This is a genomic window from Bradyrhizobium sp. JR3.5 (assembly GCF_054057015.1).
The window spans coordinates 2,739,886-2,757,873 of sequence record NZ_JBSRYV010000002.1; the positions used below are offsets into that span (position 1 = coordinate 2,739,886).

Below are 17,988 nucleotides of genomic sequence, written 5' to 3' on the forward strand. Positions count from 1 at the left end.
CCCGCGGAAGCAGCGTTTTCGAGCAAATTGGATACCGGTCCGCTTGACGAAAACGCTTCAGGGAACGGAGTGTTGGGCGCCGAGCCAATCGGGGCCCAAGCTCAATCGTGCACGGTCAGGACCGGCTTGCCGACCAGGCCGAAGCTGCGCAATTGCCCGAGCAACTCGTGATGGCCGAACGCCTGGCAGCCGGAGGCGAAGCCCACGCGCTTGGGCGGCTGCTGCAGCAGGTACGCCGCGGCAAAGGCCTGCAGCATGCCGGTCTGCTTGTAGTTGCTGTTGCCGTAGATGACGCAGTGCGCGCGCCCCAGCGGGCCGGAGGCATACACCGAATCCATCGACTTGTTGACGCGCGGGTTCTCGCGCGGCGGCATGGTGTTCATCACGCCGGCAGCGGTCTGCGCCAGCGCGGCGTAGCGCTCGTCGGGCTTCATGTCCTTGGTCGCTTCCAGCGCGGCGGCAACGATCTGCGGCACGCCCAGCATCAGCGCGCGGTTGAACACGCCGCCCAGCACCTTGACGTTGGCCACACGCGGATCGCGCTTGAACCACACCGGGTGCGAGGTGCCGCCCCAGGGCAGCGCCAGCGCCAGCTCGTGCTGGCCGGGGATGGCGAGGTTGTAGAGGCCGGCATCGGGCTGATGCTCGACGTACTTGTTCTGCTCCAGGTAGTAGGCCTTGGCCATCGCGGCGTTGACCAGGATGGTCTGCGTCGAGGCGATGGTCGGGCTGCCGCCCCAGAACACGGCGATATCAAGCGTGTCGAGGCCGGGCGTCTCCAGGCACAGCTGCGCGGCAATCTCGCCGGTGGTGTACATCTGCGCGATGCCCGGCGCCAGCAGCAGGCCGGCATTGGCGAACTTCGTGCCAAACTCCTGCTCGAGCGTGATCAGCCAGTCCTGCTCGCCGGTGGTGTCGGTGTAGTGGCACTTGGCAGCCAGGCAGGCCTGCACCACCTCGTTGCCGAACTTGGCGAACGGGCCCACGGTGTTGAGCACCACCGAGGCGCCCTTGAACAATTCGGTCAGTGCGGCCACGGTGTGCGGCACTGAAACCACCTCGTGGTCGGCGGTCTCGATGCCGGCCACGTTCGACTTCATCGCCGCGTTGAGCTTCTCGCCGCTGCGACCGGCGGCGATGAAGGGGATGTTGTACTCGCGCAGATATTCGCAGACCAGCCGGCCGGTGTAGCCGGAAGCGCCATAGACGATGACGGGCTTCTTCTCGCTCATTGCGATCCTCCGAAATGCTTGTTGTCGGCTTTGCTGCTACATGCCCATGCCGCCATCGACCGGCAGGCCGATGCCGGTGATGAAGCGGGCCTCGTTCGAGCACAGGAACACCGCGGCGTCGGCGATGTCGGAGACCTCGGCGAGCTTGCCGAGCGGCGTCTGCTCCACAACCGAGCCGACGGCGGCGTTGACGTCGGGCGCAAGTCCGATCTTCACGATGTCATTGGCGAGCTGCAGGCCCATGTCGGTCGGGATCAGGCCGGGATAGATGCAATTCACCCGCACCCCATAGCCGAGCTTGCCGGCTTCCATCGCGCCGACCCGCGTCATGCGATCGACGGCGGATTTGGTGCCGGAGTAGACGGCGATGCTCGGAAAGGCGATCGTCGCCGCGACCGAGGCGATGTTGACGACTGCGCCGCCCTTGCCCGCGGCTCCGCCCGGCCGCATCGCGCGGAAGGCGTGCTTCATGCCGAGCACGGTGCCGACGATGTTGACGTCGCACATGCGGCGCGCGTCCTCGGCCTTGATCTCGGCGACCAGCGAGGTGATCTCGATGCCGGCATTGTTGATCAGGATGTCGTAGCCGCCCAGCGTTTCGACCGTTGCGGCGACGGCCCGCTCCCATTGCGCGTCGTCGGTGACGTCGAGCTTGACGAAGCCGGTTTTCACCCCGGCCTTGGCGATCTCGGCGGCGCTGGCCTTGCCGGCGTCGTCGAGGATGTCGCTGATCATGACCGCGGCACCGGACCGCGCCAGCGCCTGCGCGATTGCTGCGCCAATCCCCCGGGCGCCGCCGGTGACCAGGGCTTTCCTGCCTTCAAGGCTCTTCGCACTCATGACGTAATCCTCCCTTTGCTTGGTGATTGATCGGTGCTTTGGCGATCGACAGCACGCTCGGCGGCCTTGCGCATTCTGAGCGCATTGGTGGTCACGGCCGGCGTCGGCGGGGCGCAGCATTGGCGCGCCCGGCAGTGCATTTCCTCCTTGATGTCGTTAGGTCAGCCGTCTTGACGGTTGTCCAAATTATTGCGCCAACCCTCGTCCAGGAACTTGACACTTGTCAAGCCTGAATTTGACAAGTGTCAAAGAGGATGATTGTGAAGAGATGGAGCGCGCTGCGGTTCGCGCGGTATAAGTTGCTGCAGGGAAGAGACAGGAAAGGCACGAGATGGCGCGGCAAGCGACAGGAGCGGCCCAACGCGTGGCGGTGGCGGCCGAGACGCTGCGCGACGAGAAGTTCAACGCACGCCGCATCGAGCTTGCGGAAGCCGCGCTGGAAACGCTCGGCGAACTCGGCTTTGCGCGCACCAGCCTGCGCGAGATCGCACAGAACTCCGCGTTCACGCACGGCGTGTTTCACTACTACTTCAGCGACAAGCTCGATCTGATCTGCTGCTGCGTCCGTCACTACAAGGCGAAATGCGTCACGCGCTACGACGAGGTGGTGACGACGGCACGAAGTCGCGACGAATTGACCGAAGGCTTCCTCGCCAAGCTCGCGGCGACGTTGCAGGACGAAGCCCGCATGCACCGGCTCTGGTACGACCTGCGCTCGCAGGCGATGTTCGAGCCCGCGTTTCGCAAGGACGTGCTCGAGATCGACAAGAGCCTGGAAGCGATGATCTGGCGCATCGCCACGCGCTACGCAGAGTTGGGCAACAGGAAGCCGGCATCGTCTCCGGCTGCGCTCTACGCGCTATTCGACGGCCTGTTCCAGAGCGCGCTGCTCAGGCACCTCGCCAGTGACGAGAAGGCGATCCCCGATCTGCTCGACGAAGTCCGCCGCCTGCTGCCGACGATCTGTTGAGAGAGTCGCGAACGAAGCGCAACGAAATTCGGGATTTGCGCGGCTTGCGAGATTTTCCCCGGATTGCGCTTCGCTTCATCCGGGCTACGGCGATCGAAATGATCGCGCGGTGTCGCGCGCCATCGCGTGACGAACGAACTATGTCTTGATGACAGTTGCGCGAACGAATTCGCGAATGCGGGAGATTAGGCCGCGCTCGCCGGCGGCAGCGCGAGCACCGAGTAGATCGCCTGCGCGTCGCGCGAGGCACGCAGCTTCTTGGCGACGTCCTGGTCGCGCAGCAGGCGGGCGATGCGCGCCAGCGCCTTGAGGTGATCGGCACCGGCGCCTTCCGGCGCGAGCAGCAGGAAGATCAGATCGACCGGCTGGCCGTCCATCGCCTCGAAATCGATCGGGCGCTCGAGGCGGGCGAAGAAGCCGAACAGCTTCTCCAGCTTGGGCAGCTTGCCGTGCGGAATGGCGACGCCATAACCGACCGCCGTGGTGCCGAGCTTCTCGCGCTGCAGCAGCACTTCGAACACCGCGCGTTCGTTCTGCCCGGTCAGCGCGGACGCGCGCGCCGCGAGTTCCTGCAGCGCCTGCTTCTTGCTGATGACTTTCAAAGCCGGGAGAATCGCCTCGGGTGCGACCAAATCGGTAATCGGCATTGGGACGTTCCGAGGTGAATGAACCGTCAGGTTGCGAAATAGGCTTTACAGCGGCGGCGTCAAGAAGTTGAGGTGGGATGCGGGCTTAGCCCGGGTCCAGTTGGCAGGGCTTCTACTCCAACGTATCGGCGGTGCCAACACCTGCGAACCCTGTTCCGCCCCCTTATTCCTGGAGGCGGCGGACCATAAGCAGGGCTAGCTTCGGACGTCAATGCCATGGGCCAACTATCCTCAGGGGCTCACCGCCGGCGGATCGACCCAGCCGACATTGCCGTCCGTACGGCGGTATATGATGTTCAACCGGCCACTGCCGCCATGCTGGAATACCAGGCAGGAGGCGCCGGTCAGATCGAGCTCCATGACGGCTTCGCTGACCGACAGCCGCTTCAGCGCGGTGGTCGCCTCGGCAATGATTACCGGGCTGTATTCGGTGACCTCGTCCTCGTTCTCGGGCGCCTCGATGACGTAGCTCGGCGCGTCGAGCCCGACGCCGTTCAATTCGGCAAACGCAGCGTTCGCGGTGTAGGTCTTACGGGCCGAGCGGTCCTTGAGCCGGCTCTTGTAGCGGCGCAGGCGCTTCTCGATCATCAAGAGCGCGGCATCCGCGCTGGCATAGGCATCGGCGGCGTTGGATTCGGCTTCCAGCGTGATGCCAGAATCCAGATGCAGCGAGCAGTCGGTTCGGAAGCCGAAGCCATCCTTGCTCAGCGTGATGTGACCGGAATAGTTGCCATCAAAATACTTTCGCAGGACCTCGTCGGTGCGCTCGCTGACGCGCGCGCGAAGCGCCTCGCCGATGCTGATGCTCTTTCCCGAGATTCGAAGGGTCATTTGATGCCTCAATTGCTGGATGCCTCGATCACTCTTGCAGGAGCATGATGTTTGCTGGGCTTCCGTCACCTCCCTTGCTGGACGACGCTTCGCCAGGAAAGATTGAGACTATCGCGATTTGACGCGAACGCAACGAGGGCATGATCCTGCCCGTACTCGGACGGGGTCGCACCCAAGAAGTAACCTAAACGGGGGCTGTATCGCGCGAGCGGTCGGGCGAGGAGGCAGGAGCCGATAGGGCATTACCGAGCATGCTCTGTTTGTCACGGCGGCGCTGCACCGAGGATGGTATCCGCATCGCCTCGCGGTACTTCGCGACGGTGCGGCGGGCGATATCAATGCCTGAAGCGCGCAAACGTTCCACGATCGTGTCGTCGGACAGGATCGCCGACGCCGCCTCGCCGTCGATTAATTGCTTGATGTGGTGACGCACCGCTTCGGCCGAATGCGCCTCGCCGCCGTCGGCGGAGGCGATCGACGCGGTGAAAAAATACTTCAATTCAAAACTGCCGCGATTGGTCGCCATGTATTTGTTGGCGGTGACGCGCGACACCGTCGATTCATGCATTTGGATCGCATCCGCCACCGCCTTCAGATTGAGCGGCCTTAGGTGCGCGACGCCATAGGTGAAGAATCCGTCCTGCTGGCGGACGATCTCGGTTGCGACCTTCAGGATGGTGCGGGCGCGCTGATCGAGCGCGCGGACCAGCCAGGTCGCGTTCTGCAGGCAGTCGGTGAAGTACGACTTGTCACCGTCCTTGCGGATCGTCTTCGACAGCTCAGAGTAATAGGTCTGGTTGACCAGGACGCGCGGCAGAGTGTCGCTGTTGAGCTCGACATGCCAGCCGCCGTCGGGGCCCGGACGCACATAGACGTCGGGCACCATGGTCTGCGTCCGCGCGGTGCCGAACTTCAGCCCCGGCTTCGGATCGAGCCGGCGGATCTCCGCGATCATGTCGGTGATGTCTTCGTCGTCGACGCCGCACAGCTTTCGCAAGGCCGCGATGTCGCGCTTGGCGAGCAGATCGAGATGCTCGACTCAGCGCCTGCATCGCCGGATCGTAGCGATCGAGCTCGCGCAGCTGGATCGCCAGGCACTCGCTCAGGTTTCGCGCGCACACGCCCGGCGGATCGAACTTCTGCAGCACCGCGACGACTTCGTCGACCGCCTGCTGCGACGCACCGAGCCGCTCGGCGGCCTGGCCGAGATCGGCCGGCAGGTAGCCGGCGTCGTCGACCAGGTCGATCAGATACTGCCCGATCATGCGCTGCGCCGGCGCCGAGAATGCCACGGCGAGCTGTTCGGCGAGGTGATCGGCGAGCGTCAGCTCGGCGGCCACGAAGGCTTCGAGATTGTATTCGTCGTCGCTGGAGGCGCCACCACCCCATTCGGTATAGACCGACGGCGGCGCGTCCTGCGCGGCGCGCGCGGCGGCTTCGGCCGGCTCTTCGGAGAACACGTTGTCGAGCCCGGTATCGAGCGTCTGCTCGATCTCGGCGCGGGTGCCGAGGTCGCGGTTCAGCCATTCCTCCTGGCCGGGCTCAAAGGCGGCCTCGCCGCCCGAGCCTGCGGTCATGTCGGACGCCTCGCCGTCGTCTCCGTAGCTCGAGGAACCATCGGAATCGCCGTAGTCCGGCCGCTCCATAGCCGGCTCGCCCGCCACCGGCGGTTCCGGCCCGTCGGCGGCCCGCTCGAGCAGCGGATTGCGCTCCAGCTCTTCCTCGACAAAGGCCGACAAATCCAGGTTCGACAGCTGCAGCAGCTTGATCGCCTGCATCAGCTGCGGCGTCATCACCAGCGACTGCGACTGGCGGAACTCTAGTCTTTGCGTCAGCGCCATGGAGGCAAGAACGATCCCAAAAATTGGCTCGATTCTTGCTTATCTTAGTCCGCTTGGGATGTACACGGCTTGACGGATGCAAAATTTGGGCTACAGGCGGAATTCCTCGCCAAGGTAAAGCCTGCGTACATCCGGGTCGTTAACGATCTCCTCCGGGCTTCCCTCAGTCAAGATCTCACCGGCATAGACGATATAGGCACGGTCGGTCAGGCCGAGCGTCTCGCGGACGTTGTGGTCGGTGATGAGCACGCCGATGCCGCGGTTGGTGAGATGGCGGACGAGGTCCTGGATGTCGCCGACCGCGATCGGGTCGATGCCGGCGAACGGCTCGTCGAGCAGCATGTAGTTCGGGCGCGTCGCCAGCGCGCGCGCGATCTCGACGCGGCGGCGCTCGCCGCCGGACAGCGCGATCGACGGGCTCTTGCGCAGCCGCGTGATGTTGAACTCGTCGAGCAGCGAATCCAGCTCGTGCTCGCGCTTCTTCTTCGAGGGCTCGACGACCTCGAGCACCGCGCGGATGTTCTGCTCGACCGTCAGGCCGCGGAAGATCGAGGCTTCCTGCGGCAGATAGCCGATGCCCAGCCGCGCGCGCTGATACATCGGCAGCTTGGTGACGTCGTGGCCATCGAGCTCGATCGCGCCGCGATCGGCCTTGATCAGGCCGGTGATCATGTAGAACACGGTGGTCTTGCCGGCGCCCGTTGGGCCCGAGCAGGCCGACCGCCTCGCCGCGGCGCACATAGATGCTGACGCCGCGCACGACCTGGCGGCTGCCAAAACTCTTTTCCACGCTATGCACAGCCAGATAGCCCGGCCGCTTGATGAGCTGCGGCGCAGAAGCGACGTTGTTCTTAGCCGGATTCTTGGCCGGCCTCGCCCGCGCTGGGGCGGACGCTGCCGCGGGTTGAGATCGCGGCAGCTCGACGGCGGGAACCGGAGCGGCGCGCGCCATCGGCGGCGCGTCGCGCACCGGTGACGTCAGCATCTCGCCGAACTGGTCGCCGAGCGCCGTGATGTCGTCATGCGCGCGCGCAAATCCGGAACTGCGTTTCGCAGGGCGCCGCCGGAACATGCCGAGAAAATCCACCATCCCCGCTTCGCTTCAGCCTTTCACGGTGATCCCGCGACCTTGCCTGCGCACCAATCGATTCGCACGCCAAGGCGCCAGCATGCGCCGGAAAACTGGATACCGGCCTTTCCTCGCGACAAAAGCGGACGCGTCTGCGCGGAGATCATGCTCAAACAACATGGCAAGGCGCGATCACCCGCGCCTTGAATGAATGGATGCCCCTGTCCCGGCCAATATAACTCCCCCTCAAAGGCACATCGTCCGGCCGGGCCGCTGGAGTAGATACAGTCTCGCCCCGCGCGCTTCAACCTCGCGGTCGCAAAATATTATCTAACTTATTGATTCTACTTCACCTTACGTGAAGCTTACTTTGTGAAGCCTATTTCGACTTGCTACCCGGAAGCAGTTGGAGCGGCGACGGGGCTGCGCCGGGGGCAGCCGCCGTTCCGCAGCCGCCCTTGCCGTTCTGTCCGCCCTGCGACTGGATGAACAGGCCCTGCACCTTGCCGCTGTCGGATTCCACCCGCGAGACGCCGGTGGTCATGTCGACCAGCAGACGGTCGCCGCGCAGCACGTTCTGGCACTGGGTCAGCACCACCTGGCCGCCGCCACCGCCGAGCATGGTGATCAGATTGGTCTTGGTGTCGAAGATCGCGGTCTCGCCGGTAACGACCTGATCCTTCTGGGTGACGACGACATTGCCCTTCGCCTCCAGCCGCTTGATCGAGGAGGCGCCGCCGGGGCCCGGGGTCGCCGATTGCATCGGCGCACTCTTGGGCGCGGCGGCAGCCTTGGTGCCGCCCGACGTACCGCCACCCGTGGCCGACGCTGGCGCCGGCGTCGACTTATCCTCGTAGAACACCACCAGCACCTTCGAGGTCATGGTGGTGTCGCCCTGCACGACCTTCACATTGCCGGCAAAGGTCGCCTCCTTCTTCTTGTCGCGCATTTCGAGCGAGGCCGCCTCGATCTGGATCGGCTGGTCGCGGTTCTGCGAAAAGCCCTGCATGGCGTTGGGAACGCCACTCATCGAGCCCTGCGCGGACGCAGCGCCGGCTGCGAACAGCGTGAGCAGAAAGGCCGCAATTGCTGAGCCGAGCGGAAAACGTCTCATCATCAAATTCATTTCGGGTTGGCGGACTTGCGCGGCTTCGGTGGCGGCGGAGGTGGCGCGGGCTCGGCGGGCGGGCTCGGATTGTTGTCGCCGAGCTTGTCCAGGTTCATCACGACATTGCCTTCGAACCGCACGAGCTCGCCGCTGTTGTAGATCCTGAGGCGGTCGGCGGTCAGCGTGCCTTCGAGCAGCTTGACGTCGACATGCTCGTCCGACGACACGTTGCCCTTGTTGATGTCGACAAAGGCCTGCGTCAGCTTGGCCTCATAGCCGGTGGACGACTGCAGGAAGATATCCTCGCGCAGGTCGAGCAGCTGCTTCTTGTTGTCGAAGAAGCCGGTGCGCGCATCCATCGTCACCGTCGACTGATCCTGCTGCGCCACCTTGGCGCGGATCGTCTTCAGCTCGGCATGATCAGGATCGGTGACGTCCTGGATCGCCGCCTTGGCCCACATCTCATAGGGCCGGCCGTCGGCCGAGAAGCCGGCGATATGCGGCGATTCCATCGTGATCTTGGTGCCTGACACCACGAGGTTGTCCATCTCGACCGGCAGCTTGGGGATCATCTCGCGGAATGGATTGTAGACCGAGACGAAGATGATCGAGGCCATCGACAGCCCGACCACCGCAGGCACCGCGATGCGCAGGATCCGCACCATGCGGCTGTGCCGCGCGGCGGCGGCAAAGCGCGCCTCGAGGCCCGTGACATAGGCTGGATTCTGAACCGAATTCACCTGAGCTCCAGAGGCGCGGAATTGCCCCTATTCTAGCCGGAGCCGCCCCAATATGCAGCCCGGACCTCGCGTCGCGCCCCCCAAGCCGACTTCAAGGCGGACCACGCGTGAACAGTTTGGCCGAAACGGGGCGGAACCGGCCCGGCTGCGACGAATTCGGCGCCCATCATGAACGGACGAAATCACGAATGGGCGAAGATGTCCTCGGCCTCCCAGCCGTCGAGATCGAGCCTGGCGCGGGCGGGGAGGAAATCGAAGCAAGCCTTCGCGAGATCCGTCCGTCCCTCGCGCGCCAGCATGACATTCAACTTGTCGCGCAGCGCATGCAAATGCAGCACGTCGGACGCGGCATAGGCGAGCTGGGCCTCGCTGAGGCTTTGCGCACCCCAGTCGCTCGACTGCTGCTGCTTCGACAATTCGACGTTCAGCACCTCGCGCACCAGATCCTTCAGGCCATGGCGGTCGGTATAGGTGCGCGACAGGCGCGAGGCGATCTTGGTGCAATAGACCGGCGCCGGCATCACGCCGAACGTGTTGTAGAGCACCGCGACGTCGAACCGCGCGAAATGGAAGATTTTGGTGATCGCAGGATTCGCGAGCAGCGCCTTCAGGTTCGGCGCATCGGTGTGCCCCTTCGGAATCTGGATCACGTCGGCGGTGCCGTCACCGTTCGACATCTGCACCACGCAGAGCCGGTCACGGTGCGGATGCAGTCCCATGGTCTCGGTGTCGATTGCCACGGAATCGGTGTAGCGGGACAGATCAGGCAAGTCGCCGCGATGCAGGCGGATGGTCATGCTGTCAAAAACCTCGTCGAATCGCTCTCGGGACAAGCTATCGTTCAATTCCCCGACAGGCGAGCGTGCATCAAGCCTCGCTGCGTCTCGGTGCAAAGCCCATCAAGGGCTGAGCACCGGCAACGCGAACCTCATCGTGCACGCACAGATGGTTCAGGGTTTAGCGCCGTTGTGCAGCGGAGACAATGGCTTGCGCAGTCCACAGCGCCCACGCAAGTGCGCCATTATTGCCAGCTGACGCGAAGCCCGAACCGGCCGGTGATGTCGTCACGGCGGGTGCTGTCCACCGACGTCGTGTAGCCCGCGCTCGCATAGGCGCTGATCGTGCGATTGAGCTGCGCGGAGACGCCGGCGCCGATCTCGACCGCGGTGCCACGGCTTTGCACGCCGATCAGGTCGGTCGTCGCGAAGGCGATGCTGCGGTCATTCGCAGCCGTGTGCCAGAGATTGGCCTCGAGATAGGGACGCAGTTCGGCGGTGCCGACGGTGAAGGTCGCGGGAACGCGCACGCCGAGCCGGCCGGTCAGCGTATCGGCGCTGCCGGGCGCGACGCTCGAGAAGATGTCGTTGAAGCTGTCGAACGACTGGCGCTGCCAGATCAGTTGCGCCTGCGGCTCGATCGAGAGAAAGCGGTTCAGTGGGATCGGCACGCCGGTTTCCAGCGACGCCGCGACGCCGGTGCCGGACACGAGCGCGCCGACCTGACGATCCGACTGCGGACTCGCACCATAGAAGCTGCCCATCAGCACGGCGTCGACGTACCAGCCTGAGGGACCGATATGGGTCCAGTAGCCGCCGACATTCTGACTGTTGATCGAGAGCGCCCCGGTGCGGACGTTGTTCATGCCGAGCGCGAAGCCGTTGACGGTGCCGCTGGCCCAGCCATACGCATAGAACAAGCCCGCGCGATCATGATGCCCGGGCGCGGACTCAAAGCGCAGGATATCGACGCCGACCTGTACGCCGGCCATTGTGCCGTCGAAGGACGGGCTGACCGTGCCGGCCCAGCCCTGCGAGCTGTGCGAACCGTACGCGCGCGCCCACGCCGCCGGCTGTTCGCCGCCGCCGGTCAGCATGGCCTGATCGCCCTGGCGCTGATGGAAGGTGCCGAGCGTTGCGAGCCCGAGCTTCTGCGCGACCTGCGGCAGTGCCGAATAGACTGCGACTTCCTCGCGGTAGAGCTCGACGGGCGCTGCGCCTGCCGGCGGCGGCGTCAGCGACGACAGGTCCTCGGCGGGCAGCATCGCGGGCGGGGGCACCACGTTGGGCGATGCCGGCGGCGTTGGTGCGGGTGCAACCGGCGGCGCCGGCGACGATGTGCCGGGCAACAGCTGCGAGCGCAGATACCAGTTGTCGGCGCTGCCCGCCGACACGCCACCGCGAAACAGCAGATATTCGTGCGCGCCGGCCACAACGGCATTGGAGAGGCCGAATGCACCTGCGGCCGTGCTGCCGCCGTTGACGGCCTGCACCACCATGATGCCGTCGGCGTTGGTCAGCGCGCCCGCGCCGCCGGCATTGGTGACGGTCACCGCGGTCGAGCCCGACGCATTGCCGCCGGAAATCACGAGCCGATCCGACGGCGAACCGTCGCCGCCGAGCACACTGCGCAGATAAAGCCCGCCGCCAGTGCCGACATAGTTGCCCGCTATCGTCAGGCTGTTCGCTGCGGAGGCGCCGCCATTGGTGAGATTGATGACGCCGGCGTTGGTGACGGTGATCGGCGGCCCGCCCGGAAACGACGTGATCGACGGATTGGCGCCGTTACCGGCCAGCAGGCTGGTGCCCGCCGCGATCGAGACATTGCCGGTCAGCGAGGTCTGCAGCGCCAGCGAACCGCTGTTGATGAAGGTGTTGGCGAAGGTGCCGGTGCCGGCCCAGGTCCAGTCAGTGCCTTCCATCGTCAACGTCTGGAAGCGCGCGAACGCATTGTCGGCCGTGCCGCTGCCTTGCAGCCGCACCTGGTTGCTGCCGCCGCCGCCATCGGCAAGGCCTGATATCTGCGAGCCGGTTTGCAGGATCATCGTCACCGCGCCGCCGCCGCCCGCGAGCGCCGTGCCGCTGTTGCCGGCGATCAGGCCGGCATTGACGATGGTGGTGGCGCCGTTGAGTGTGCGGATCGCGGGCCCGTTCTGGCTGATGATCTTGCCGCCGGCGAGGTTCTCGATGCGCGCGGTGAACGACGATCCCGCGGTGTTGGAGAACACACCGTCGGCATTGACGCCACGCGCCTCGATGGTGCCGCTGTTGCGCAGGACGGCGGCATTGCCTTGCATGAAGACGGTGTTGTTGGCGGTGCCGCCCGCATCGCCGCCGGTCGTCAGCAGCGTGCCGGTGTTGGTGACGGTCATGAATTGTCCGGCGGAGAAGATCGCACGCGCACCTGCGCCGGCCGTGGTGATGGTGCCGCTATTGGTGAAGCTGTTGCTGTCGCCGGTCTGCACATAGAGGCCGTGCGACTGCGGGCCCTGTGTCGTGATGGTACCGGTATTGATCAGCGTATTGTTGTTGTGTTGCGTGAGACCGGTGATGGCAAGCCCGCGCGAGGTACCGTTCTGGGTCGTGATCGTGCCGTTGTTGATCAGCGTGTTGCCGTTGCTGCTGGCGGCGACCGCATTGCTGCCGGCGCCCGTGGTCATGATCACACCCGACGCAGCATTGGTGAAGACATTGCCGTCGCCGCTGCCGAAGATTCCGGTGCCGCCGCCGCTGATGGTCAGCGTGCCGTTGTTGGTGGCGGCGCTGCTGGAGACAAGGCCGATCGCGGTCGCACCGGCGCCCGGTGTGATGCCGGCGCCCCGCAGCACGTTCACAGTGACGTTCGAGCTGCCGGCTGCGGCTTGCACGCCAGCGGGCGAGGGATTCGGCGCTGTGGTCGAGCAGGTCACCGTCTGACCGCTCACTGGTGCGAGACTGTCGCAGGCGGCAAACGCCTGCGAGACGGATAGAAGACAGCCGCCACCCAACGTGCACGACAGGATCGCCGCGAGCCGCGATGAAACCATGCCCTTACTCCAACCTCGGCGCGAGCCCGACCCCCGGCCTCACGCCACCCGTTACCCCCTGCCCCGCTCTCAGCGTCGGCTGATCCGCCCCGTTCAAGCTTGAGACGATTTGCGACGATCTGTTGCTGGATCGCCACAGACGGAACCTTCAGCTGTATTGCTTCGATTCACATCCTTTGCGTGCATACGCTTCTGTGTCCGTGATGTACAGAGCGCCCGCATTGCAAGTCTCCCCGGCCACAAGCCGGTACGCGCTTCACCTCTCGCGAAGCCGCTCGGACACAGATTTGCTGGCGCGATGGCCCGCCGACCGGGCCGATTCCGGTGGAACTTGTGACGTGCAGCCCCTGAAATCGGACCAGGCGATCCCTATTTGTTGCCGGCCCGCACTTACCCTTCAGTGAAATGAGCCTCATGTCAGAACAGACCATCGCCGCGCCGATCGACGAGCCGCAGGAACGCGGCTTCTCGCGCTACCAATCGTTCCTGATCGCGCTGCTTGCGTTCACGCAGTTCACCCTGATCCTCGACTTCATCATCATGTCGCCGCTCGGCGCCATCCTGATGCCGTCGCTCAACATCACGGCGGGGCAGTTCGGCGTCGCGGTCTCGGCCTACGCCTTCGCGGCCGGCATTTCCGGCATCCTCGCCGCCGGCTTTGCCGATCGCTTCGACCGCAAGCGGCTCTTGCTGTTCTTCTATGTCGGCTTCACGTTCGGCACCGTGCTGTGCGCACTGGCGCAGAATTTCCATGTGCTGCTGCTCGGCCGCATCGTCACCGGCCTGTTCGGCGGCGTGATCGGCTCCGTCGTGCTTGCCATCGTCACCGACCTGTTTCCGCTGCATCTGCGCGGCCGGGTGATGGGCTTCATCCAGACGGCGTTCGCCGCGAGCCAGGTGCTCGGCGTGCCCGCCGGGCTTTTCCTCGCCAATCACTGGAACTGGCACATCTGCTTCGTCGCCATCGTCGGCCTGTCGATCGCGGCAATCGCCACCATCGCGCTGGTGATGGAGCCGGTCGACGGGCACCTCAAGCTGCAGCACGACAGCAACCCGTTCCAGCATTTGATCTCAACCGTCGCGCAGCCGCGCTACACGCTAGCCTTCCTGGTGACGACGCTGCTGGCGACCGGCGGCTTCATGCTGATGCCGTTCGGCAGCGCCTTCACCGTGCACAATCTCGGCATCGACATCGTCCATCTGCCGACGATCTACCTGGTCTCCGGCCTGTTCAGCATCCTGATGGGACCGCTGGTCGGACGCGCCAGCGATGCGTTCGGCAAATACCCGACCTTCATCTTCGGCTGCGTGGTGTCGGCCATCATGGTGCTGATCTACACCCATCTCGGCCACGTCTCGCTGCTGACCGCGATCATCGTCAATGTGCTGATGTTCGTCGGCATCTTCTCGCGCATGATCCCGTCGCAGGCGCTGATGTCGGCGATCCCCGATGCGAGCCAGCGCGGATCGTTCTGCGCGATCAGCGCGTCGGTGCAGCAATTGTCGGGCGGGCTCGGCTCGGTGGCTGCAGCCGCGATCGTCGCGGAGAATGCGGACGGCTCGCTGCTGCATTTCGACCGGATCGGCTATGTCGTCGTAGCGAGCTCGATGATCTCGCTGATCGCGATGTATTTTGTGCAACGGCCGATTGCGCGGCGGGCCGGACGACGCGTCGTGTGAGGGGTGGGCGTTGGAATGAAGATTGGGGATAGGGTTGAAGTTGTGGCAATTCCGGAAGCGCTGCCGGAAGACATGGAAACGCGGGCACTATTCATGAGGTGCCTCGGCCGTCACTTCCCGATCGTCGATCTCAAGGGACGCCTGGTCGAGCTCGAAGTCGGCGAGGTCGTCCAGGAGCCAAGCTACATGCACTCCATTTGGATCGAACAAGATTACGTCCGTCTCGCCTAACGCTGGAAAATGCGCAAACGATCGCGATCACCGCAAACTGAGGCCGATGCGGCCGAACTCGGTTTGCACGAGCTGAATACCTGGATCAGCGGCGCCGAATTTCGGGCATTGCACCTTAAAGCCTTCTGCCTCGCTAAAGCAGTCGGCAATGAAACGCTTGGTGTGGCTCGAAGCCCAACGGGAAAAGGCTTCACGGTGTGCCTGCCCCCGATCGAGGCCCAGTCTGATTTTCCCCAACGCTAGGCGGGAAACCAATTACCCCAAATCGGGGATTCGGCGCACAGGACGAGGCGAATGATCGCCGTCGCGCCGCGCCCCCGGCGGGTCACGGCTTCGCGCACCCCCTTACGGATGCTGAGCGATTTCAATCGCTTAAAAAGGAGGTGGTGCCCAGGAAAGGACTCGAACCTTCACGGCCGTTAAGCCACTGGCACCTGAAGCCAGCGCGTCTACCAATTCCGCCACCTGGGCATGTGGAGCGGCTTAGTAAGGATCGGTTACGCGCTTGTCAAATTCGCGATTGGAAATTCAAATAGCCTGTACAGGATTGGGCTGATGGCGTATCGCGAAAGGCTGTAAATACGCCCAATCGCTCTCGAATCCGGCAGGAATGGACCTCATGGCATCGAACCTGGAAACGCTCGTCACGGTCTTCGGCGGATCGGGTTTTCTGGGACGGAACGTGGTCCGGGCGCTCTGCAAGCGCGATTACCGCGTGCGAGTCGCGGTGCGGCGGCCTGAACTGGCCGGCCATCTGCAGCCGCTCGGCCGCGTCGGGCAGATTCATGCGGTGCAGGCCAATGTGCGCTACCCGGCCTCGGTCGAGGCGGCGATGCGTGATTCGCATATCGCCATCAACCTGGTCGGCATCCTGGCCGAGGGCGGCGGGCAGAGCTTTGACGCCGTGCAGGTGAAGGGCGCCGAGACCATCGCCAAGGCGGCAGCCGCCGTGGGCGGGCGGATGGTCCATGTCTCGGCGATCGGCGCCGATAAGGATTCGCTGTCGGGTTATTACCGCGCCAAGGCGGAAGGCGAGCAGGCGGTGCAGGCGGCCCTGCCGCAGGCCACCATCATGCGGCCGTCGCTGCTGTTCGGGCCCGAGGATCAATTCACCAACCGCTTTGCGGCGCTGGCGCGGATGTCGCCGATGCTGCCGCTGGTCGGCGGTGGCGTCAACAAGGTGCAGCCGGCCTATGTCGCCGACGTCGCGGACGCCGTGGCCGATGCCGTCGACGGCAAGGCGAAGCCGGGCGCGACCTACGAGCTCGGCGGGCCGGAAGTGCTGACCATGCGCGAGGTGATGCAGATCATCCTTCGGATCACCCAGCGCGACCGCATGCTGGCGCCGCTGCCGTTCGGCCTCGCCAAGCTGCAGTCGTATGTCCTGCAATTCGCGCCGGGGCCGTTCACGCTGACCCCGGACCAGGTCGCGATGCTGCGCTCGGACAATGTGGTGTCCGACGCCGCCATGGCCGCCGGTCTCACTTTCGCGGGCCTCGGCATCACGCCCGATTCGATGGAAGCGATCGCCCCGCAATACCTCTGGCGCTTCCGCGCGACGGGGCAGTTCCAGAAGAAGAGCGCGTAAGCACTCTCCACCCGTCGTTCCGGCGAAGGCCGGGACCCATAGCCACAAATGTCCGCTTTGTGCGGAGCTGTGGCCCCATCTCGCGTAACCAACAAAGACTTGGGTTGATGGTGTGGACGGCCCCCTACGGCATCAGTGTGCCAGAATGAGGTTGTTGTAAATCTCAGACAAGGAGACCGTCCGTGAGAGAGATTATCCGTATTGGGATGGATACGTCGAAGCATATTTTTGTGCTGCATGGAGTTGACGCGGCGGAACAGCCGGTGTTGCGCAAGAAGCTGTCGCGCAAGCAGGTGCTTGAGTTTTTTGCCAAGCTTCCGCCGACGGTGATCGGGATGGAGGCCTGCGGGGCGTCGCAATATTGGGCGCGCGAGCTTTCCAGGCTGGGCCATGAGGTGAAGCTGATGGCGCCGCAATTGGTTAAACCCTACGTGATGCGGAACAAGAATGACGGGCGTGATGCAGAAGGCCTGTGTGAGGGCGATGAGCCGGCCGAGCATGCGCTTTGTGCCGGTGAAGACGGCCGAGCAGCAGGCTGCGCTGATGCTGATGGGGGTCCGCGACGGACTGATCGCCCGGCGCACCCAATTGACCAACACGATCCGCGGCCATGCGGCGGAGTATGGCCTGATCGCGCCCAAGGGACTGGAGGCGATCGAACCACTGCTGGCGCGGATCGCGCAGGACGAGACGCTTCCCGCTCTGGCGCGCGAGCTGTTTGTCGTGCTGGGTCGGGAGTGCGTCAGGCTCGAGGGCGAGTTGGAGGTGGTTGAGGCCAGGCTGATGGCCTGGCACCGCGGCGATGCCACGGGCCGGCGCCTGGCTCAGATCCCCTCGGTCGGTCCGATCATTGCAACGATGCTGGTGATGAAGACACCTGATCCGGGCGCGTTCCGCTCCGGTCGTCACTTTGCGGCTTGGCTGGGATTGACACCCAAGGACCATTCCACCGCAGGCAAGACCAGGCTCGGCAAGATTACCCGGGCGGGCGATGAGGACCTGCGCCGTCTGCTGGTCGTCGGGGCCACGGCGGTGATCCAGCAGGCCAGGCGGGGGCGCGGTCATCACTCGCGCTGGCTGCTGGCGCTGATCAAGCGTAAGCCGCCGAAGCTTGCGGCCGTAGCGCTCGCCAACAAGGTGGCGCGCATCGTCTGGAAGCTGATGGTGACGGGTGAGAGTTATGACGCCGCACGGCTGAATGCCGCGACGACGGGTACCGCTTAACAGATTGGCCGGCTGGCGGGCTCGCTCGTCAGCCGACCCGGAGCTGCAAGAGCAGATGGAGCGATCGATCGAGCAACGATGCGAGACAATCCGTGGGACCCATCGGCCGTCAACAGGTCGCGTGGTTGTTTGGAACTCGCATCGCGCAAACCATCTTGGCCAGCGATCCATTCGATCGCACTCAA

General features: G+C 64.6%; 14 protein-coding genes, 1 tRNA gene and 3 pseudogenes. 7 read left to right on the forward strand and 11 right to left on the reverse strand.

The features are described 5' to 3' along the window. Positions 1-101: 101 nt before the first annotated feature. Both ACVWW1_RS29995 and ACVWW1_RS30000 read right to left on the reverse strand, forming a co-directional pair. The gene (locus ACVWW1_RS29995) at positions 102-1,232 is read right to left on the reverse strand and encodes a DUF5938 domain-containing protein (protein WP_456658376.1); all 1,131 of its coding nucleotides are present in this window, start codon (positions 1,230-1,232) and stop codon (positions 102-104) included. Between the two features lie 36 nt (positions 1,233-1,268). Then, positions 1,269-2,072 carry an SDR family NAD(P)-dependent oxidoreductase gene (locus ACVWW1_RS30000; RefSeq protein WP_456658377.1) on the reverse strand — a complete coding sequence of 268 codons (804 nt, stop codon included), beginning with the start codon at positions 2,070-2,072 and terminating at the stop codon, positions 1,269-1,271. Between the two features lie 331 nt (positions 2,073-2,403). Here ACVWW1_RS30000 and ACVWW1_RS30005 point away from each other — a divergent pair, with 331 nt between their 5' ends. Further along, positions 2,404-3,042: a TetR/AcrR family transcriptional regulator gene (locus ACVWW1_RS30005; RefSeq protein WP_176534628.1), complete on the forward strand. Its 639-nt coding sequence runs from the start codon at positions 2,404-2,406 to the stop codon at positions 3,040-3,042. 185 nt (positions 3,043-3,227) lie between these two features. Here the strand turns inward: ACVWW1_RS30005 and ptsN are convergent, their stop codons facing one another. The 4 genes and pseudogenes from ptsN to lptB form a co-directional block, all read right to left on the reverse strand. Further along, positions 3,228-3,689, reverse strand: a complete 462-nt coding sequence (gene ptsN / locus ACVWW1_RS30010) for a PTS IIA-like nitrogen regulatory protein PtsN (RefSeq protein ID WP_029082506.1) — start codon at positions 3,687-3,689, stop codon at positions 3,228-3,230. Positions 3,690-3,920: 231 nt separating this feature from the next. Then, a complete protein-coding gene (gene hpf, locus ACVWW1_RS30015) occupies positions 3,921-4,520 on the reverse strand; it encodes a ribosome hibernation-promoting factor, HPF/YfiA family (protein WP_176534627.1) in 600 nt (199 codons plus the stop codon). A 184-nt stretch (positions 4,521-4,704) separates the two neighbouring features. Then, positions 4,705-6,361: pseudogene (gene rpoN, locus ACVWW1_RS30020) on the reverse strand (RNA polymerase factor sigma-54). A 90-nt stretch (positions 6,362-6,451) separates the two neighbouring features. Next, a pseudogene (gene lptB / locus ACVWW1_RS30025) lies at positions 6,452-7,451 on the reverse strand (LPS export ABC transporter ATP-binding protein). Between lptB and ACVWW1_RS30030 the strand changes: the two are divergent. Further along, entirely contained in the window at positions 7,383-7,637 is a 255-nt protein-coding gene (locus ACVWW1_RS30030; RefSeq protein ID WP_456660850.1) for a hypothetical protein, read from the forward strand. The pseudogene lptB and the gene ACVWW1_RS30030 sit on opposite strands and share 69 nt — an antisense overlap. 172 nt (positions 7,638-7,809) lie before the next feature. Here the strand turns inward: ACVWW1_RS30030 and ACVWW1_RS30035 are convergent, their stop codons facing one another. The 4 genes from ACVWW1_RS30035 to ACVWW1_RS30050 all read right to left on the reverse strand — a co-directional run bounded on the left by ACVWW1_RS30035 (position 7,810) and on the right by ACVWW1_RS30050 (position 13,080). Beyond that, the gene (locus tag ACVWW1_RS30035; RefSeq protein WP_456658378.1) at positions 7,810-8,547 is read right to left on the reverse strand and encodes an LptA/OstA family protein; all 738 of its coding nucleotides are present in this window, start codon (positions 8,545-8,547) and stop codon (positions 7,810-7,812) included. A 5-nt stretch (positions 8,548-8,552) separates the two neighbouring features. Then, a complete protein-coding gene (gene lptC / locus ACVWW1_RS30040; RefSeq protein WP_207834226.1) occupies positions 8,553-9,278 on the reverse strand; it encodes an LPS export ABC transporter periplasmic protein LptC in 726 nt (241 codons plus the stop codon). Between the two features lie 182 nt (positions 9,279-9,460). Next, positions 9,461-10,075, reverse strand: a complete 615-nt coding sequence (locus ACVWW1_RS30045; RefSeq protein ID WP_173639784.1) for a ribonuclease H-like domain-containing protein — start codon at positions 10,073-10,075, stop codon at positions 9,461-9,463. Between the two features lie 224 nt (positions 10,076-10,299). Further along, complete coding sequence (locus tag ACVWW1_RS30050; RefSeq protein ID WP_456658379.1) at positions 10,300-13,080, reverse strand: autotransporter family protein; 2,781 nt, start codon at positions 13,078-13,080, stop codon at positions 10,300-10,302. A 414-nt stretch (positions 13,081-13,494) separates the two neighbouring features. Between ACVWW1_RS30050 and ACVWW1_RS30055 the strand changes: the two genes are divergently transcribed. The 3 genes from ACVWW1_RS30055 to ACVWW1_RS30065 are packed head-to-tail and all read left to right on the forward strand — an operon-like array spanning position 13,495 to position 15,234. Beyond that, complete coding sequence (locus ACVWW1_RS30055; RefSeq protein ID WP_456658380.1) at positions 13,495-14,760, forward strand: MFS transporter; 1,266 nt, start codon at positions 13,495-13,497, stop codon at positions 14,758-14,760. Positions 14,761-14,802: 42 nt separating this feature from the next. Then, complete coding sequence (locus ACVWW1_RS30060; RefSeq protein WP_456658381.1) at positions 14,803-14,991, forward strand: hypothetical protein; 189 nt, start codon at positions 14,803-14,805, stop codon at positions 14,989-14,991. Between the two features lie 9 nt (positions 14,992-15,000). Further along, positions 15,001-15,234 (forward strand): hypothetical protein, encoded by a 234-nt coding sequence (locus ACVWW1_RS30065; protein WP_456658382.1) that lies wholly within the window; start codon positions 15,001-15,003, stop codon positions 15,232-15,234. Positions 15,235-15,375: 141 nt separating this feature from the next. Here the strand turns inward: ACVWW1_RS30065 and ACVWW1_RS30070 are convergent. Beyond that, positions 15,376-15,462: transfer RNA gene (locus tag ACVWW1_RS30070), tRNA-Leu, on the reverse strand. Between the two features lie 148 nt (positions 15,463-15,610). Between ACVWW1_RS30070 and ACVWW1_RS30075 the strand changes: the two genes are divergently transcribed. Both ACVWW1_RS30075 and ACVWW1_RS30080 read left to right on the forward strand, forming a co-directional pair. Continuing rightward, positions 15,611-16,579 (forward strand): complex I NDUFA9 subunit family protein, encoded by a 969-nt coding sequence (locus ACVWW1_RS30075; RefSeq protein WP_456658383.1) that lies wholly within the window; start codon positions 15,611-15,613, stop codon positions 16,577-16,579. 182 nt (positions 16,580-16,761) lie between these two features. Next, a pseudogene (locus ACVWW1_RS30080) lies at positions 16,762-17,803 on the forward strand (IS110 family RNA-guided transposase). Positions 17,804-17,988: the final 185 nt, after the last annotated feature.